This window comes from Eubacterium sp. BIOML-A2, assembly GCF_009680135.1.
GTDB classification, from domain to species: domain Bacteria; phylum Bacillota; class Clostridia; order Lachnospirales; family Lachnospiraceae; genus Faecalicatena; species Faecalicatena contortus_B.
On record NZ_WKZK01000066.1, the window covers coordinates 30,016 to 46,684 of the forward strand.

13 protein-coding genes and 1 riboswitch are annotated in these 16,669 nt (G+C 50.7%); of the genes, 4 read left to right on the forward strand and 9 right to left on the reverse strand.

Annotated elements, in window-relative coordinates:
* The first annotated feature begins 62 nt into the window (after positions 1–62).
* The 4 genes from ygeW (at position 63) to GKG43_RS19350 (ending at position 4,056) form a co-directional block, all read left to right on the forward strand.
* Positions 63–1,256 carry a knotted carbamoyltransferase YgeW gene (gene ygeW / locus GKG43_RS19335; RefSeq protein WP_055152469.1) on the forward strand — a complete coding sequence of 398 codons (1,194 nt, stop codon included), beginning with the start codon at positions 63–65 and terminating at the stop codon, positions 1,254–1,256.
* A gap of 82 nt (positions 1,257–1,338) precedes the next feature.
* Entirely contained in the window at positions 1,339–1,722 is a 384-nt protein-coding gene (locus GKG43_RS19340; protein ID WP_050641335.1) for a RidA family protein, read from the forward strand.
* Position 1,723: 1 nt separating this feature from the next.
* On the forward strand, positions 1,724–2,671 hold the full coding sequence (gene arcC / locus GKG43_RS19345; protein WP_050641336.1) for a carbamate kinase: 948 nt from the start codon (positions 1,724–1,726) through the stop codon (positions 2,669–2,671).
* A 14-nt stretch (positions 2,672–2,685) separates the two neighbouring features.
* The gene (locus GKG43_RS19350) at positions 2,686–4,056 is read left to right on the forward strand and encodes a nucleobase:cation symporter-2 family protein (RefSeq protein ID WP_050641337.1); all 1,371 of its coding nucleotides are present in this window, start codon (positions 2,686–2,688) and stop codon (positions 4,054–4,056) included.
* Between the two features lie 839 nt (positions 4,057–4,895).
* On the opposite strand, the gene xdhC is transcribed toward GKG43_RS19350, so the two are convergent.
* From xdhC to GKG43_RS19395, 9 genes are all read right to left on the reverse strand, one after another.
* Complete coding sequence (gene xdhC / locus GKG43_RS19355) at positions 4,896–5,423, reverse strand: xanthine dehydrogenase subunit XdhC (RefSeq protein ID WP_050641339.1); 528 nt, start codon at positions 5,421–5,423, stop codon at positions 4,896–4,898.
* Positions 5,416–6,303, reverse strand: a complete 888-nt coding sequence (gene xdhB, locus GKG43_RS19360) for a xanthine dehydrogenase subunit XdhB (RefSeq protein ID WP_050641340.1) — start codon at positions 6,301–6,303, stop codon at positions 5,416–5,418. Before xdhB ends, xdhC begins: the two co-directional genes overlap by 8 nt.
* 49 nt (positions 6,304–6,352) lie before the next feature.
* The gene (gene xdhA / locus GKG43_RS19365; RefSeq protein ID WP_055152471.1) at positions 6,353–8,650 is read right to left on the reverse strand and encodes a xanthine dehydrogenase subunit XdhA; all 2,298 of its coding nucleotides are present in this window, start codon (positions 8,648–8,650) and stop codon (positions 6,353–6,355) included.
* Between the two features lie 48 nt (positions 8,651–8,698).
* Positions 8,699–9,979, reverse strand: coding sequence for an amidohydrolase family protein (locus GKG43_RS19370; RefSeq protein WP_055152475.1), 1,281 nt, complete (start codon positions 9,977–9,979; stop codon positions 8,699–8,701).
* 47 nt (positions 9,980–10,026) lie between these two features.
* Positions 10,027–10,122, reverse strand: a riboswitch (purine riboswitch).
* A gap of 740 nt (positions 10,123–10,862) precedes the next feature.
* Positions 10,863–11,879: a molybdopterin-binding protein gene (locus GKG43_RS19375; RefSeq protein WP_055152477.1), complete on the reverse strand. Its 1,017-nt coding sequence runs from the start codon at positions 11,877–11,879 to the stop codon at positions 10,863–10,865.
* 39 nt (positions 11,880–11,918) lie between these two features.
* A complete protein-coding gene (locus GKG43_RS19380) occupies positions 11,919–13,847 on the reverse strand; it encodes an NAD(+) synthase (protein WP_055152479.1) in 1,929 nt (642 codons plus the stop codon).
* Positions 13,848–13,891: 44 nt separating this feature from the next.
* A complete protein-coding gene (gene hslO, locus GKG43_RS19385) occupies positions 13,892–14,767 on the reverse strand; it encodes an Hsp33 family molecular chaperone HslO (RefSeq protein ID WP_050641345.1) in 876 nt (291 codons plus the stop codon).
* Positions 14,768–14,769: 2 nt separating this feature from the next.
* Positions 14,770–15,549 carry a class I SAM-dependent methyltransferase gene (locus GKG43_RS19390; RefSeq protein ID WP_129880025.1) on the reverse strand — a complete coding sequence of 260 codons (780 nt, stop codon included), beginning with the start codon at positions 15,547–15,549 and terminating at the stop codon, positions 14,770–14,772.
* Between the two features lie 228 nt (positions 15,550–15,777).
* Positions 15,778–16,449, reverse strand: coding sequence for a GntR family transcriptional regulator (locus tag GKG43_RS19395; RefSeq protein ID WP_050641347.1), 672 nt, complete (start codon positions 16,447–16,449; stop codon positions 15,778–15,780).
* Between the last annotated feature and the right edge of the window lie 220 nt (positions 16,450–16,669).

A 16,669-nucleotide genomic window follows, 5' to 3' on the forward strand; every position in this document is an offset into this window, starting at 1 on the left:
AGGGGTCTGACCCCCTTGCACACCATATTCAGAATATTCACAAAATTTAGGAGGATTTTACGATGAAAACATTACAGGATTACATTGATAAGCTGAACGCACTGAACTTTAAGGAAATGTACAACGGAGACTTTTTCCTGACATGGGAGAAGACAGATGATGAACTGGAGGCAGTATTCACTCTTGCCGACGCGCTCCGTTTCATGAGAGAAAACAATATCTCCACAAAAGTATTTGAGAGCGGACTTGGCATCTCACTTTTCCGCGATAATTCTACACGTACCCGTTTTTCTTTTGCTTCTGCCTGCAACCTGCTGGGACTCGAAGTTCAGGATCTGGACGAAGGAAAATCTCAGGTAGCCCACGGCGAGACCGTCCGCGAGACAGCAAATATGATCTCTTTCATGGCTGACGTTATCGGTATACGCGATGATATGTACATCGGCAAGGGAAATGCCTATATGCATGAAGTGGTTGACTCTGTAACACAGGGCAATAAAGACGGCATTCTGGAACAGAAACCGACACTTGTGAATCTGCAGTGCGACATCGACCACCCGACACAGGCGATGGCAGATATGCTTCATATCATCCACCAGTTCGGCGGCGTTGAGAATCTGAAGGGCAAAAAACTGGCCATGACATGGGCTTACTCTCCGTCTTACGGAAAACCTCTGTCCGTTCCCCAGGGTATCATCGGTCTGATGACACGTTTTGGGATGGATGTTGTCCTGGCTCATCCGGAGGGATACGAAGTATTCTCGGAAGTAGAAGCCGTTGCTGCGGACAATGCTAAAAAATCCGGCGGTACCTTCACAAAAACAAACGATATGGCAGAGGCTTTCAAAGACGCAGATATCGTATATCCGAAGAGCTGGGCTCCTTTCGCTGCCATGGAAAAACGTACAGAGCTCTATGGAAACGGTGACTTCGACGGCATCTCTAAACTGGAAAAGGAACTTCTTGCACAAAATGCTGAGCATAAAGACTGGGCCTGCACAGAAGAACTTATGGCAACTACCAAAGACGGAAAGGCACTCTACATGCACTGCCTGCCGGCTGACATCACAGGCGTAAGCTGCGAGACCGGAGAAGTGGACGCCAGTGTATTCGACCGCTACAGAGATCCTCTCTACAAAGAAGCAAGCTACAAACCATACATCATCGCAGCCATGATCTTCCTCGCAAAATTCGCAGATCCTGCCGATGTTTTAAAGAAACTGGAAGAAAAAGGCACTCCAAGAGTTTTTGAATAAACCCTTGCCGTACCGTAAACATAAAAAGCAGCACACACAGTAACTGGTATAATAAGAAGAAAAACATTAGGAGGTATTTGACATGTTAAAATATGTTGATACAAAAAACGCACCAGCAGCAATCGGACCATACTCACAGGGCATCATCGTAAATGATATCGCTTTCTTTTCAGGGCAGATCCCGCTTTCACCTGAATCCGGCGAAGTAGTGGGCACAACAATCCAGGAACAGACCGAACAGGTAATGAAAAATGTAGCCGCCCTTCTGGAAAGTCAGGGTGCAGACTTCAAAGACGTTGTAAAAACCACCTGTTTCCTCGCGGATATGGGCGACTTTGCAGCATTCAATGAGATATACGCAAAGTATTTTGTAGGAAAACCGGCGCGTTCCTGTGTTGCCGTAAAGGATCTGCCAAAAGGAGTTCTTTGTGAAGTAGAAACCATCGCATATGTCGGAGGAAAATAAAATGGCAAAAAAGAAACGCATCGTCATCGCGCTGGGCGGAAACGCCCTTGGCAATACCCTGCCCGAGCAGATGACGGCGGTAAAGATTACTGCACGTGCCATTGTAGACCTGATTGAAGAGGGCTGTGAGGTCGTGGTCGCACACGGCAACGGCCCACAGGTTGGAATGGTAAACAACGCAATGCTGGCACTGACCCACGAAGACCCGCAGCAGCCCAATACGCCGCTGTCTGTCTGCGTGGCAATGAGCCAGGCATACATAGGCTACGACCTGCAGAATGCCCTGCGCGAAGAACTGCTGAACCGCGGTATCAATGATATCCCGGTGGCAACCATGATCACACAGGTGCGCGTTGACGCGGACGACCCTGCATTTGGCAATCCCGCCAAGCCGATCGGACGTTTCCTAACAAAAGAACAGGCCGATGATATGGCAGAAAAATATGACTATGTCATGAAAGAAGATGCAGGCCGCGGTTACCGCCGTGTGGTAGCATCCCCGAGACCGCAGGAGATCATTGAGATCGGAACGATCCGTACCATGGTAGAATCTGGCGATCTTGTCATTGCATGCGGCGGCGGAGGTATTCCAGTTACCCGCCAGGGAAACCACCTAAAAGGCGCCAGCGCCGTGATCGATAAAGATTTTGCAAGCAGCCTGCTCGCACGGGAACTGGATGCAGATTTTCTGATCATCCTGACCGCTGTGGAAAAAGTGGCAATTAACTATGGAAAGCCGAACGAGAAATGGCTCGATAATATCACTGCAAAGGAAGCAAAACAGTACATGTCTGAGGGACATTTTGCCCCCGGATCTATGCTGCCTAAGGTACAGGCTGCCGTAGAATTCGCGGAATCCGCGCCGGGACGCCAGGCTCTGATTACCCTTCTTGAAAAAGCCAAAGACGGAATCAAGGGAACCACAGGCACCAGAATCAGTCAGGCTTAAAGGGGGATAAACGCATGAAAAAAGAAGTGACCCGTTCCACTATATTTGACCTTAACGGTGTGCCTAATTTCAAACAGGCCTTTCCTCTTGCCCTCCAGCACGTTGTTGCGATGATTGTGGGTTGCGTAACGCCCGCAATCATCGTTGCTGGAGTCGGCGGCCTGTCTGAAAGCGACTCCGTAATACTGATCCAGGCAGCGCTGATCGTATCCGCACTGTCCACATTACTCCAGCTGTTTCCATTTATCAAAACAAAGTGGATTGCTATCGGCTCGGGACTTCCTGTCATCATGGGCATCAGCTTTGCCTACCTGCCCAGCATGCAGTCTATCGCCTCAGACTTTGATATCCCCACCATACTCGGGGCACAGATTGTCGGCGGCTGCGTGGCAATTCTGGTAGGTATATTTATTAAAAAAATCCGCAGGTTTTTCCCGCCTCTGATCGCCGGGACTGTGGTATTCACAATCGGCCTTTCCCTGTACCCTACCGCCATCAACTATATGGCCGGCGGAACAGGCAGCCCGGATTATGGTTCCTGGCAGAACTGGCTGGTTGCGATCATAACACTCGCAATCGTAACCGTATTAAACCACTACGGAAAAGGAATCTGGAAACTGGCCTCCATCCTGATCGGAATCATTGGAGGATACATCGTAGCCCTGTGCTTCGGAATGGTAGACTTTACCCCCATCGGCCAGGCCTCCGCTTTCCAGCTCCCCATGCCGCTTCACTTTGGAATCAAATTTGAGATCTCCTCCTGCGTAGCGATCGGACTGTTATTCGCCATCAACGCCATCCAGGCCATCGGAGATTTTTCAGCCACCACAAGCGGCGGATTAAACCGTATGCCATCCAGCAATGAACTGCAGGGCGGGATCGTCGGCTACGGAATCACGAACATCATCGGCGCTCTCCTGGGCGGCCTTCCCACGGCAACCTACAGCCAGAACGTCGGGATCGTTGCTACAACAAAGGTAGTCAACCGCTGCGTCCTCGGCCTGGCCGCGGTCATCCTGCTGGTAGCAGGCCTGATTCCCAAGTTTTCATCCCTGCTGACCACCATACCATACAGTGTCCTTGGCGGTGCAACCGTATCTGTATTCGCCTCCATTGCCATGACAGGTATGAAGCTGATCAACACAGAAAATATGTCCTACCGCAACACATCCATCGTAGGGCTCGCCGCCGCACTGGGAATGGGGATCTCACAAGCAAGCGGCGCGCTGGCAGCATTTCCGGACTGGTTTGTCACAATCTTCGGAAAATCACCGGTCGTAATCGCAACACTCATAGCGGTCCTGCTAAACATCATCCTGCCAAGAGACAAAGAGGTTCCGCTGGAAGCGGCTCCGGATGATGCAGGTAGTGGAGACGCTAAGTAAAAGGTGAGGCAGACTCCCGGGGGAGCTGTCCATGCCATTTCAATATCCTGACCGTTTGCGGAGAATCCGTAAGAGAAAAAACAGGGAACTTGGAGGGTGCTTGCCGCAGTTGGCCCGAATGCCGATGCATTCGCGCCGCCGGCGGCAACAGAATTTGTTTCGGAAAACAAATTCTGCCCTCCAAGTTCCCTGTTTTTTCTCTTACGGATTCTAACCGCGCTCTCTATGGACTTTGAAATGGCATGGACAGCTCCCCCGGGAGTCTGCCTCGCCTTTTACTTAGCTTTGTCCGCACCGGACAGTAATAGGGAAGCCGCTTTAGAATGGCGGTGTGACGGGGGGCAGCGTATTGAACTGGCAAAACGACCCGTGTTCGACCCAGTAGTTTTAGGTTGGGAATGTGGGGGATATGCAAAGGGGGACTGTTTGGCAGGCTCGTGTACGGGCAGCTTGACAGTGCCCGCTCTCGCGGTTCGATGAATTGCTGGAAGGGTTTATGTGCTGGGTAGGCGGTTTAATACGCTGGCCCCGCCTGGCGGTTCCTTCTGGGCTGCCGGCCCTCCGATTGGAGGCACCTAGCCTGTCTGAGACGGGGAGCGTGCTGCCGCCGGGATAAAAGTGTATGGGGGCTGGGAGTTTAGAACGCATGGTTTAGAAGTACTAACGTAAAAGACGCCGCCCACGAGGGATGGGAAATGATTTTCCAAAATCATTTCCCATTCCAACTAAGGCCAGAAAGCATCAGGCTTTCTGGCTGCATGTTGGATGTGCCCTCGTGGGCGGCGTCTTTTGCGTTAGTACTTCTCCATAAGTGGGTTACTCCCAGCCCCCATACACTTTTATCCCGGCGGCAGCACGCTCCCCGTTTCAGACAGGCGACCTCCACCCCCTCTCTCCCGCATTGTTTTCTCTACCGCGTTGAGGATGTTTTCGTAGCCGGTGCATCTGCATAAATGGCCGGACAGTAATTTTCTTAGTTCTTCTCTTGTGTATTGTTTTTGGGATTCGAGGATTTCTACAGCGCTCATGATGATTCCCGGGGTGCAGAAGCCGCATTGTACTGCTGCTTCGTCTATAAAGGCCTGCTGGATGTCGGAGAGTTCTCCTTCGGGGCCCATGAGACCTTCCAGGGTTCGGATTTCTTTTCCGTCGGCCCATACGGCCAGGTAGATACAGGAGTTGTAGCATTCTCCGTCTATGATGACGTTGCAGGCTCCGCATTCTCCTACTTCACAGCCTTTTTTTACGCTGGTCAGACGGTAGTCGTTACGGAGCATGTCAGTCAGGGATGCCCTTACATCTACCATGGTTTCCCGCTTTTCTCCGTTGATTGTGCATTTTATAAGCTTATATTGCTTTTCACTCATGATAAACACCTCCTGCCAGACGGATCGACTCTTTCAGGGCCCGTTTGCACAGGACCTTTGAGATGTGTTCCCGGAAGGCCTTGCTGGCTCTCCAGCTGTCTCTTGGGGTTACGTCTTCCAATACGGTGTCACCGATTAATTCTATAGTAGAATCTTCGATCTGCCGGCCTTTGCCGGCCTGTTCTGCGTGGACGGCACGCATGGGAATCGGGCCGGCTACACCGTAGGCGATCCTTACATCTTCTATTTGCTTTTTGTCTTCGGAAAGCTTTACGTTAACCGAACAGCCGAGGGTTGCTATGTCCATGGCTCCCCGCATGGCGTACTTGATGTAATGCCCGCAGTATCCCTCGTACGACTTACGGGGGATGAGGATTCCTGTCTGTATTTCTGCCGGCCTTAAATCGACTTTCCCGGCTTTGATGTAGAATTCCCGGATCGGCAGCTTCCGGATCCCTTCCGGACCGGTCAGCTCGATGATGGCATCCCATGCAAAAAGTGTGGATGCGGAGTCTGCAGAGGTAACGCCGTTGCAGGTATTGCCTCCTATGGTACCGATGTTGCGGATCTGGGGGCCTCCTACCTTGTCTACGGCCTCCCCCAGTACGTTGATATATTTTTGTATAATTGAATCTTTTGTTATATGGGAAAAGCTGGTCAGGGAACCGATGCGGATGGTTTTGTCCTCCTCCAGTTTTACCCCGCGCAGTTCATCCAGGCCAAACAGGCTTACCAGTTCTGCTCCTGCGCGCTTGCCCTCTCTCATCTGTACCAGAACGTCGCTTCCGCCGGCAATGATCTGGGCCTGCGGATGCTCCTGAAGCAGCGCAATGGCATGGGCCACGCTCTCTGCCTCGTACAGCGCTTTCATATCATACATATCTCGTATCCTCCCTTCACGAACAAGTATAGCGGACTATACTGCTGTACTAGATCAGTCCTTCTTCTTTAAACCGCCTGAAAAGTATATGCGGTGTCAGCGGAATCTCATCTATGGCCACCCCGGTCGCCTGCAGCACGGCATTTCGGATTGCCGGAGCAACGGAACAGACCGGCGGCTCTCCAAGCGCTTTCGTACCATATGCACTGGTGGGCTCATAATTTTCTACAAAATGGCCTTCCAGGTGCGGATGATCCATAAAGGTAGATAACTTGTAGTCAAGAAGGTTATTATTCAGCGGTTTTCCTGTTTCTTCGTCAAAAATCAGTCTTTCCGACAGTCCGTACCCGATCCCCATGCTCATGCCCCCGTGCACCTGGGCCTCGGCCAGGGCCGGATTGATCAGCTTCCCGCAGTCATGCACGTTGACGATATTCGTCAGTACCGCCCTGCAGGCCGGGATATCTACTTCTACCTCCGCAAAGGTACATCCGAAGGAATACGCATTTGTCTTCGCCTGATAGGTACTCTCCGCGGTCAGATGCCCGTTGTTCGTCAGGCTGTACAGCTTTTCTGTGGCCAGCTCCGCCAGGCTCATGAGAATCTCCCCGTCTCCTTTCCGGATAATATTGCCGTCTATAAGGTCCAGGCTTTCTTTTGTATGCCGGGTCAGTTCCTGGGCCGTGTCCAGAATATGGCTCTTCAAAAGCGCCGCCGTCTGGTTGATTGAGAAGCCTGCCATATAGGTCTGCCTGGATGCATATGCCCCGGTTCCAAACGGAGTGATATCCGTATCCTGCACGGACATGACATGGACTTGTTCGAATGGTATTCCCAGCGTCTCCGCCGCCATCTGACCGAATGCCGTATCCGCACCCTGGCCAATCTCCGTCTCCCCCACCTGTACCTGTATGGAACCGTCCTGGTTGAGCACCATCCGGCAGGAAGAGGTTTCCAGGGAAATGGGCCACACGCCCGTATTATACCAGAAAGCCGCCACACCGATGCCTTTTCTGATCTCTCCTGTCTGTCCGCTGTATTCTTGAAGCTTCCTGTCGTAGTCTATGTATGCTTTTCCCTTTTCCATACACTGATGGAAGGTATCATAATAGTTCTTATTTTTAGAAAATCCGTCCGTAAATCCTTTTGGCATCAGATATTTCCACCGGAATTCATAGGGCGGGATTCCCAGCGCCTTTGCCACATCGTCCGTATGGCTCTCCACCGCAAACATTGCCTGCGGGATGCCGTAACCTCTCATGGCCCCGGACACCGGCTTATTCGTAAATACTGTGTATGCGTCCCCCTCCACATTCGGACAGGGATAAAGCTGCGGAAATGCACCCAGCCCCTTTGCCGCAATGCTGTGCCCGTGGGAAGCATAAGCCCCCTGATCTGAGAAACACTCGATCTTCCGGGCCGCAAAACTGCCGTCGGGCCTCACGTAGGAAATGATATGGGTGCGTATGGCGTGCCTTACCCGGTTGGATACAAACGTCTCCTCCCTGGATACATCCAGCTTTACAAGACGTCCCCCAACAACTGTACTCAGATATGCACAGAGCGGTTCATATAAGATATCCTGCTTATTGCCGAACCCGCCGCCTATGTATGGCTTGATCACTCTCACCTGCCCCCAGGGGATCCCCAGAGCCTGCCCTACGACTCTGCGGCAGATATGCGGGATCTGTGTGGAGGAGACGAGCACAATCCGCCCCTGTTCCATATAGGCATAGCAGATAAAATTCTCAATGTGGCAGTGCTGTACCGTAGGTGTGTTATACCAGCCCTCCACACGGATCAGGCCCGGTTCTTTCTTCGCTTCCTCATAATTGCCGTTCCTGATCGCCGTGTGCTTCAGAATATTCCCCGGATACTCCTCGTGGATCAGCGGGGCATCCGCCTCCATCGCCTTCTGGACATCCAGCACAAACGGCAGTTCCTCGTATTCTACCTTGATCGCACGCACGGCCTGCACCGCGGCCACTTCGTTCTCAGCCACCACAGCCGCCACATCATCCCCGTAAAACCGCACATGGTCCGTCAGGATCAGACGGTCCTGCACGTCCTGGTGTGCGGGATCTGTGGACCACGGATGTCCCGCCGTTGGAAAATAATTCTTTGGAACGTCAAAACATGTCACAATCTTTACAACACCCGGAATCCGCTCCGCCTCTTTTGTATCAACGGATTTCACAATACCGTGTGCAACCGTGGAATGCAGTATCTTAGCCACATAAGCGCTCTTATCGCAAAAGTCGTCCGTGTACTTGGCGCGTCCTGTCACCTTCTCAAAGGCATCCACCCGCTTAACACTTTTCCCTACAATGTGTTCCCTTTCCTCCATATTTCCACCTCCGCATCCTATCATTCACATGACAGACTGTTACCTACGTTAAAACAGCCTGCTGCCTTCTACATATTTTGCATAGATCTCTCTGTCATCCGAGAAATAAATCATCCGCTCCAGTCGTTTTTTCACATCCAGTGGCTGGGGATGTTCCAGCCTTGTATCATCCAGCACAACCGCGTCCATCTCATAGCCTTCTTCAAAGCTTCCAACCCTGCCGAAGAACTCTCCGCCGCCTTTTGTGGCCATATAAAATGCCTCTTCCACGGTCAGCGGCTTTAAGGAATCGTCCAGCAGCCGCCAGCGGAGCTTGGATGACTGGATGGCGTGGGCCATAGCCGTAAAAATGCTCTCCGTAGAACCTCCGGCCACATCGCTTCCCATCCCCACATGAAGTCCCTCAGCCAGGAACCTTCTCACGGGAGCCACACCGGAGGCAATGTTCATATTGGATTCCGGACAGTGCGCAATATATACGCCGTTCTCCTTCATCCTGGTTATTTCTTTCTCATCCGAATATACGCAGTGTGCCATGATCGTCGGGCAGTCCGAACCAAAAAGGCCGAACTTGTCATAAGCATCCCCATAGAACTCTGACCATGGGCAGAGCTCCTTCACCCAGGAAATCTCCCCCGGATTCTCCGACAAATGTGACTGCAGGGGAAGTTCATAGCGCATCTGAATCATTTTCAGCCGCTCCATCAGGTCATCCGTACAGCTCGGCGTAAAACGGGGCGTCAGGATCGGCCTTGTATGCTTATATTTCTTATGCAGCACATCCTTGATCCATTCCACAGTCTCCGCGGCAGATACTTCCGCCGACTCTTCCCGCAGGTAATCCGGGCAGTTTCTGTCCATATTCACCTTGCCGACCATCGTACTTAATCCGGCTTCCTCCAGCATATCCATCAAAAGAAGGGTTGCCTCTCTGTGCACAGTGGCAAAGATACATGCTCTGGTGGTAGCACTTCTGCGCATACGATCCACGAAAATGCGGTATGCCTTCTTCGCGTACTCCGTCTCCCGGAACTTCGCCTCCTCCGGAAATGTATTCGTCTCCAGCCACTCCAGAAGCTCCATGTCCATTCCCAGTCCCCGGTACGAATACTGCGGTGCATGCACATGCAGATCCACCAGACCCGGTATAATCAGCCGGTCCTCATAATCGGTAATCGGAATTCCTCCATACACAAAGGGCAGAGTCTGGTACACCCCCTTCACCCGTCCGTTTTCACAGACCAGATAGCCGTGTTCGCATATCTCCAGTTCCTCTGCACTCCTGCTGTATACAATATTTCCTTTTAATATAAAAATAGATTCATTCATCTGCTGACGCCTCCTTCCCGCATCCCTGCCGCACAAGTAACTGCAGAGATGCCTCCGCAGATACTTATAGTCAACTATTACGGTAGTTGGTAGAAACGTCCATCCGATTATGAACCTATATAAGTATTCTCTCATTTTATTATTCTATATATATAATCCTAACACCTCAGAAATTTACTGTCAATATAAACTTTGCAGTTGGCAAGCTTTAGACTTGGCGACGGATGGGGGCGCGAAATAAAGGGATCGCCGCAAGTCTTCCAAATGCGTATATGCCGTTGCGTTGTGCGGACACGGATCCAAGAAATTCTAGGAAACCGACAGACAAAAAAGCAGGGCACAGGCGGCACATCACGAGAAATCCGATGATTTCTCGCGCTGGGCCGCCTGATTTTGTGATTTGGTGATCACAAAATCTCCCTGCTTTTTCGTCTGTCGGTCTCCAAGAATTTCTAAGGCCCGTTTTAGCACTACGCAACGGCATATACGCATTTGGAAGACTTGCGGCGATCCCTTCATTTCGCTGGGTTCATCCAATCGGGAGTAAAGCGCGTCAACAGGGGAGGCGCTATAACGGGGCCAGCGTATTGATTCGTTTGGTGGTATAAAATAGCTCCAGTAGGTAAAGAAGATAGCATGTTCTTTAGTCAGTAGGATTAACGTAATAACCATTCACTGTAATTACATATACGCACTCTATATATAGCAGCAGTTATAAAAAAGGTAAAATAATCCACAATAACATACCGGAACTTACATGTTCCGCCAATCGAATCAATACGCCGCCCCCGTTTTAGAGCCCCTCCTGAGGGCGGGTTTTTCCCAGCGACCGGTTTTTCAGCGTCCCCCCACCCATCGCACCCCCAAAACCGGCCCCAAATCTCTATTTCCCAAACCCACAATTCGGAAACGTGCACTGCGGGCATGACAGGCACAGCCCGCCCTGCCCCAGCACCGTAAAGTCTTCTTCCGTCAGCCTCTCTCCCGCCACGATCCGCGGCAGAACCAAATCAAAGATGGTTCGTTTGGCATACATGACGCAACCCGGCAGCCCCATCACGGGCACATCCCCGGCATAGGCAAGCATGAACATCGCGCCCGGCAGAACCGGCGCCCCATATGTGATGACTTCATCCGCGGCATTGCGGATAGAAAGGGGGGTCCTGTCGTCCGGATCCACGCTCATACCGCCGGTACAGACCACCATGTCCGCCTCCTGCCCGAGCCACTCCCGGACGGCTTCGGTCACCATCTCCGAATCGTCATTGCACACGGTGTTTCCAAGAACCTCGATCCCGTACTCCTCAAGCTTTTCAATCACCACAGGGGTAAACTTATCCTGGATTCTCCCATAATATACTTCACTTCCTGTTGTCACAATTCCTGCTTTCATATTCCGGAAAGGCAGAATCTGAAAAATAGGGCCGGCTCCGCATGCCTGCCTCACCTGCTCCATCTTCTCTTCCTCAATCACCAGCGGCACAACACGCATGCCGGCTATCTTATCCCCTTTTCTGACCGGAAAATTCCCGTGCCGGGAAGCCACCACAATCTGCCCCATGCCGTTGATCCGGTTCAGTTTATCACGATCGACTTTCAGAAGACCGTCACAGGCAGCTGTCAGCTCGATTTTTCCTTCCTTTACCTCCGAGGGTTCCATATAGCTCCCCTGGCATACCTGGCGCAGGATCTCGGCAGCATCGTTTTCGTGGAGCATCCCCTCCTGTTTTTCCCACACAAACAGATTCTCCTTGCCCACGGACAGCAGCACCGGAATATCCTCCTTTGTCACGATATGCCCTTTCCGAAATACCGCATCTTTTGTAACTCCAGGGATAATCTGTGTGATATCATGGCACAGCACACATCCCTCTGCCTCCTCTGTTCTGATCAGCTTCATCCTGCAATTCCTCCTTATCCCCAACCGTACTTTTTATTTCTACAGCGTATCCATCAGCGAAATATTTTCCAGATCCTTCAGCCACACAGCCACACACGCATCGCTTGGCATCCTCCAGTCTCCCCGCGGGGAAAGAGCCACGGTTCCCACCTTCGGCCCGTCCGGCAGACAAGAGCGCTTGAACTGTTGGGAGAAAAATCTCCTGCAGAATGTCTCCAGCCACTTCAATATCGTAACATTGTCGTAGCTGTCCTCAAAAGTTTCCACAGCCAGGCGGAAGATCTTGCTCGGCTCATAGCCAAAACGCACAAAATAATACAGGAAGAAATCATGCAGTTCATAGGGTCCTACCAGATCCTCTGTCTTCTGCGCGATATCCCCGTCCTTCGGCGGAAGCAGTTCCGGGCTCACAGGCGTATCGAGAACATCATATAATACTTCCTTTAGCTGACCGTCTCTGGTCACATCTGCCGCGTACTTCACAAGATGGCGCACCAGCGTCTTCGGCACGGACGCATTGACTCCGTACATGGACATATGGTCTCCGTTATAAGTCGCCCAGCCCAGCGCCAGTTCCGACATATCGCCGGTTCCGATAACCATACCGCCCATCTCATTTGCAAGATCCATCAGCACCTGGGTCCGCTCCCTGGCCTGCGCATTTTCATACGTTACGCTGTGATCCTCCGGATCGTGCCCGATATCCCGGAAATGAACGCTTACTGCATCGGCAATCCGCACCTCCTGCAAGCTGGCCCCCAGCTGAACCGCCATCTTGCAGGCATTCTGATAGGTTCTGTCCGTGGTTCCGTAACACGGCATTGTCACGGCGATGATCTCCTTTTTGTCTCTTCCCAGCATTTCAAAAGCCCGTGCAGTTACAAGCAGCGCAAGCGTGGAATCCAGCCCGCCGGAAATTCCCACGACAGCGCATTTTGCATGGGTATGTGCCAGCCGCTTCTTCAGCCCCATGGACTGAATCGTCAGAATCTCGTCACACCTTCTTGCCCGCTCCTTCTCATTAGAAGGAACAAAGGGCTGCTTCGGGAAATGCCTGGTGAGAGCCGTTTTCTCTATATCCATATAGAACGGCACCCGGATAAGGCTGCGCTCACCGGTTGTCTTAAATGTAGTATTCTTTCTCCGCTCTCCTGTCAGCCGGTGAATATCCAGCTCAGAATAAATAATATCATTGCAGTAACGCTTCGCCTCTTTTAAAACAGCCCCGTTCTCGGCAATCAAATTGTGTCCTCCGAATACAAGGTCTGTGGTGGATTCCCCCTCCCCTGCATTGGCATAGATATAGCCCGCGATCAGCCTGGCTGACTGCCCCTGGATCAGTTCTCTGCGGTAGCGTCCCTTTCCGATTGTCTCATCGCTGGCGGAACAGTTCACGATCACTACGGCTCCCTCCATAGCCGCGTGAATGCTCGGCGGGATCGGAGACCATACGTCCTCACAGATCTCGGCCGATACGATCAGTTCCTCCATCGTTGTTGCCTGGAATAGAATCTGAGGGCCAAAGGGAACGAGGCTCCCGTCAAACAGGATCTCTCTGGCGGTATCCGGTCCGGGAGTAAACTGGCGCATCTCATAGAATTCACCGTAATTTGGCAGGAACATCTTGGTCGTCAGCCCCAGCACTTCGCCTCGGTTCAGCGCTGCCGCTACGTTGTAAAGCTTTCCGTCTACACAAAGAGGAAGACCCACAAAGACCAGAATATCTTTATCCGCCGTAAATGCTGCGATTTTCAAAAGTGCAGCTTTTGCGTCCCGCAGCAGCACTTCCTGGGTAAATAAATCCCCGCATGTATATCCGGTGATGCACAGCTCCGGAAATACCAGGATCTTAGCCCGTTCCTGCGCCGCTTCCCCGATTGCCTCACAGATTTTCTTCATATTATATGGCACATCTGCAACCCTGATATCCGGTGTTGCCGCTGCAACCTTCACAAATCCTTGTTTCATTGACTTCCTCCTTTTTTAATGCAGAGTGCTCATTTACCGCGTCTCTATCTACTCTTTTTTAGCAGTTCCTTCAATTCATCCACCGTATAGTTATAAGCGGTATTGCAGAAATGGCATTTTACCTCGATATCCTTTCCGTCATCAATCATGGACTGGATATCCTTTTTCCCGATGCTGATAATCGCTTTCTCAATCCGCTCTTTGGAACAATTGCAGGAAAAATGTGCCGGAAGTGTATCCACGATCTCCAGCTCCAGTCCCTCCAGAACCTTTGCCAGCATGTCCTCAGGCGTATGACCGTTGTCCAGCATTGCTGTAACGGACTGGATATTCTGAATATTCTTTTCCAGACGTTCCAGCACCTCATCCTCAATAAACGGCATCACCTGTACGATAAATCCTCCTGCACATTTGACGGTATTGTCCTTTTCCATCAGGACTCCCAGCCCCACGGATGAGGGCACTTGTTCAGAAGTTGCAAAATAATAGGTCAGATCCTCCGCAATTTCCCCTGTCTGAAGTACAGTCTGCCCGGAATATGGCTCTTTCAGCCCCATATCTTTGATTACATTTAAAAAACCTGCCCCCAGAGCTCCTCCGACGTCAAGTTTCCCGTTTTTTGGGGGTAGAAGCACATCCGGATTATTTACATATCCTTTTACATTCCCCTGACTGTCTGCTGTTACGGTAAGTCCGCCTATGGGTCCTGCGCACTTCACCTGCAGCGTCAGGATATCGGTAGGATTCTTCATCATGCTCCCCATCATCACGCCTCCCGTCAGAAGCCGTCCCAGCGCTGCACTCGCCACCGGACTTGTATTGTGGCGCTGTCTTGCCTGCTCCACCAGTTCTGTTGTCGATGCGGCAAATGCACGTATCTGCGCGTTCGCAGCGGTTGCTCTTACAATATAATCTTCCATTCCTATTCTCCTGTTCTTTGTCCTTTTCCTGCAATCACATAAATTCTCTCGCTCTCAGTGTTCGGAGCCTCTTTGGTAAATGCGTCATACACAGCTAAAAGCTTAAGCCCGGACGTCTTCACAAGCTCCCGCATCTCCTCCAGGGTATAGCCCCGCTGGAAATGCGTCTCCTGGTATCTCCGGTAGATCTCAGCACCACCCGTTGAGGATTCCTGATCCTTTATAAACAGACTCAGCTCATATTCGTTGATCTGCTCCTCTTTATAATAATAATTATCCCAGATAAAGCTGCACTCTTCCCGGTTCTCTGCAATGGTCGTATCACCCAGTACCTCCCGGTACTTATATTCTGTGTTAAAATCAAAAATAAAAACCCCATCCGTGTCCAGATAATTATTCACCCAAAAGAACACGCGGCGCAGCTCGTCCGGCTCCGTAATATAATTCACCGAATCACAGATACTGATGATCGCGCGAACCGTCCCGTAAAGCTCAAATCCCCGCATATCCTGCAGCAGATACAGGATATCGTGCCCGGACTCCACCTTTTTTTCCAATGCAATCTCCAGCATATCCGCAGAGTTGTCCACCCCGATCATATCATATCCCAGATCCGCCAGCAGCTCCGTCATCGTCCCCGTCCCGCAGCCCAGATCCAGCACCAGGCCGTCATTGATCCCATATTCTTTTAAAAGACCGTGCAGATATTCTCCCCATTCCTCATAGGGCACATCGTCCATAAATGTATCGTACACGGACGCAAAACTCGTATAAGCCTCCACCTGTAAGCCTCCCGATATTTCAGAAAAATCCTTTTGTCATAACTTATATAGTATATCACAAACATTCGGCACAAGACAACTGTTTCCCCTGTCTTCAGCGTGGATTCAGCGTGGAGTATGCGTTACTGTACACGCCCGCAGGTTGTAAACAGTCACGAGTATGACAAATGGTGAATAGAAGAAAACGGATCCTAAATAAAACAGATCCGTTCCTCTACACCCAATCTCCTACACATTTTTATTCAACTCACGGATCGACAATGCCGTCCTATCCCAATGTTCCTTTGCAAGTACAGAAGCCAGATAACTGTCTTTCATTTCCAGCACCTTAATCATCCTTTCATGCTCCTCCACAGATGCTTCCAAAGGAGTGTCCCGGAAGAAGCTGTATTCCAGTCTCTGAATATGTATCCACAGCACATCGCAAAAATCCGTAATGTATTCATTTCCAGCTGCCTCCAATATACAGCTATGGAAAGCTTTATCCGCTTTTAATATAGGCATGGGCTTTTCCTGTTCTTTTATGCACTCTTTGAACACATCACTCAGCTTTTTGAGATGATTTATATGGGCCGGTGTAATCTTCTCTACAGCGAGTGTGATCGCCAGCTGTTGCAGCATGGCCATCGGCAGATACCATTTTTCAATATCGTCTTTCTCTAATTCTGTTACAATTGTCGCTTTCCCCGGGTAAGATTTCACCAATTTCTGCGCTTCCAAAAGCTGCAGCGCCTCACGTACCGGAGTCCTGCTGACTTTAAAATAATCTGCGATCTCAATATCCGAAACCTTTTCCCCAGGTTTAAACTGCCCTTCAATAATCCAGTCTTTTACGGTCTCGTATACCCTCTGTTTCGCTGATGTCCTTTCAAACGCTAACTCTTTGTTTGGCAATGGCATACACAGCACCTCTCTTTCTTTTTTCAATCATACCAGAAATCAATTCTACATTCCAGATTTTTATATTATTTCCTCACAACGCAGGAATAACATTGTTACTGTTCTCACGCTTCGGGCGTGAACAGCAGCAAGACGTTTTCACTGCTAGCGTAAAATTTTATTCGGATTAAATGAAAAGAGGACACCACTTTGTGATAAAGTATTTATGGCTTGCAACCAA

Coding starts and splice junctions, on each gene's coding strand:
- ygeW (WP_055152469.1), top strand. CDS start 63: ATGAAAACATTACAGGATTACATTGATAAGCTGAACGCACTGAACTTT.
- GKG43_RS19340 (WP_050641335.1), top strand. CDS start 1,339: ATGTTAAAATATGTTGATACAAAAAACGCACCAGCAGCAATCGGACCA.
- arcC (WP_050641336.1), top strand. CDS start 1,724: ATGGCAAAAAAGAAACGCATCGTCATCGCGCTGGGCGGAAACGCCCTT.
- GKG43_RS19350 (WP_050641337.1), top strand. CDS start 2,686: ATGAAAAAAGAAGTGACCCGTTCCACTATATTTGACCTTAACGGTGTG.
- xdhC (WP_050641339.1), bottom strand. CDS start 5,423: ATGAGTGAAAAGCAATATAAGCTTATAAAATGCACAATCAACGGAGAA.
- xdhB (WP_050641340.1), bottom strand. CDS start 6,303: ATGTATGATATGAAAGCGCTGTACGAGGCAGAGAGCGTGGCCCATGCC.
- xdhA (WP_055152471.1), bottom strand. CDS start 8,650: ATGGAGGAAAGGGAACACATTGTAGGGAAAAGTGTTAAGCGGGTGGAT.
- GKG43_RS19370 (WP_055152475.1), bottom strand. CDS start 9,979: ATGAATGAATCTATTTTTATATTAAAAGGAAATATTGTATACAGCAGG.
- GKG43_RS19375 (WP_055152477.1), bottom strand. CDS start 11,879: ATGAAGCTGATCAGAACAGAGGAGGCAGAGGGATGTGTGCTGTGCCAT.
- GKG43_RS19380 (WP_055152479.1), bottom strand. CDS start 13,847: ATGAAACAAGGATTTGTGAAGGTTGCAGCGGCAACACCGGATATCAGG.
- hslO (WP_050641345.1), bottom strand. CDS start 14,767: ATGGAAGATTATATTGTAAGAGCAACCGCTGCGAACGCGCAGATACGT.
- GKG43_RS19395 (WP_050641347.1), bottom strand. CDS start 16,449: ATGCCATTGCCAAACAAAGAGTTAGCGTTTGAAAGGACATCAGCGAAA.